The sequence below is a fragment of the Falsiroseomonas sp. RANM36 genome (assembly GCF_056682175.1).
Genome location: NZ_JBWXTD010000004.1, coordinates 44,078 through 45,564, shown reverse-complemented (window position 1 = coordinate 45,564; position 1,487 = coordinate 44,078). Strand labels below are relative to the sequence as shown.

Below are 1,487 nucleotides of genomic sequence, written 5' to 3'. Positions count from 1 at the left end.
AACCCCGGCTCGACCGACCCGGCGGAGATCGAGCCAGACCTCGCGGAGCGTTGGGAAAGCAGCCCGGATGGCCGCACCTGGACCTTCCATCTGCGCCGCGGCGTGCAGTTCCACGGCGGCTTCGGCGAGCTGACGGCCGATGACGTGGTGTTCAGCATCCGCAAGGCCGGCACCGCCGCCAGCTCCGCCTTCGCCGCCGATTTCCGCGCCTTCGAGACGGTGGAGGCGGTGGACCCCTACACGGTGCGGATCGTCCTGCGGGAGAACGTGCCGAGCCTGCTCGGCATCGTCACCAACTATTCGGGCGGCTACATCGTCTCCCGCCGCGCGGCCGAGCAGCGCGGCGCGGATTTCGTGCGCGCGCCGATCGGCACAGGTCCCTTCGCGCTGGACCGCGTGACGCCGAACCAGAGCGCGGAGCTTGCCGCGAACGCGCAGTATTTCCGCGGCGCGTCGCAGATCGGGCGGATCAGCTACCGCTTCATCCCCTCCGACGCCTCCCGCGACCTGGCGTTCCAGAACAACGAGCTCGACGTGAACTACGGCCGCGCCGACCAGACCTGGATCAACCGTACGCGGCAGCTGCCCAACACCACGGTGGACGTGTTCGAGCCGGGCGAGCTTGCGATCCTCCACCTCAACACCGTCGCGCCGCCCTTCAACGACATCCGCGTGCGTCAGGCGCTTGCGCATGCCGTCAATCGCGCCGAGCTGGTCCGCTTCCGCGGCCAGGACGTGACGCGGGAAGCGCAGAGCGTGGTGCCGCGCGGCTATCTCGGCTTCGCGCAGCAGCCGCTGCTGCCGCACGACGTCAACCGGGCGCGCCAGCTGCTGGCGGAGGCCGGCCACCCGAACGGCCTGACGGTGCGGGTGATCCACACCCAGCTGCCGGAGATGCTCAACATGATGCAGGTGGTGCAGCAGCAGCTGCGCCGCGCCGGCATCACGCTCGACCTGCAGGTGGTGGAGCACGCCACCTTCCACCAGCAGATCCGCCAGGACCTCTCGCCGCTGGTCTACTACTCCGCGGCGCGCTTCCCCGTGGCCGACATCTACCTGACGCAGTTCTTCCACGGCCGCTCCATCGTCAAGGCGCCGACCGCGGTGACGAACTTCTCGCACTGCAACCAGGCCGATGCGCAGATCGACGCGGCGCGGGTCAGCACGGACATCAACGAGCAGCGCCGCCTCTGGGCGGAGGCGCAGAAGATCCTGACGGACAATGTCTGCGGCGTGCCGCTGCTGGAGACGCTGCTGGTCTTCGCCCGGCGCAACAACGTGGACTACGGCTACGAGCTCCGCGGCTCGATGTCGCTCGGCCCGCTGATCACCGAGCAGACGCGGCTGCGCTGAGCATGTTGCGCATGGTGCCCGCCATGCGGCCCGCGTCGCGGGCCGAGGCCGCGAATGCGGCCCGCCGCCTGTGCGGCGAGCCAAGCGCGCGGAGGCGCGCGCCGGCGCCGGAGGGCCAAAGGGGGCGGGGGGCC

1 protein-coding gene is annotated in these 1,487 nt (G+C 70.5%); it reads left to right on the top strand.

The genetic code is table 11. The features are described 5' to 3' along the window. Positions 1-1,353, top strand: a 1,353-nt coding sequence (locus AC1MIR_RS13965; protein ID WP_480028803.1) for an ABC transporter substrate-binding protein, incomplete at its 5' end; no start/stop codon positions are given. Positions 1,354-1,487: the final 134 nt, after the last annotated feature.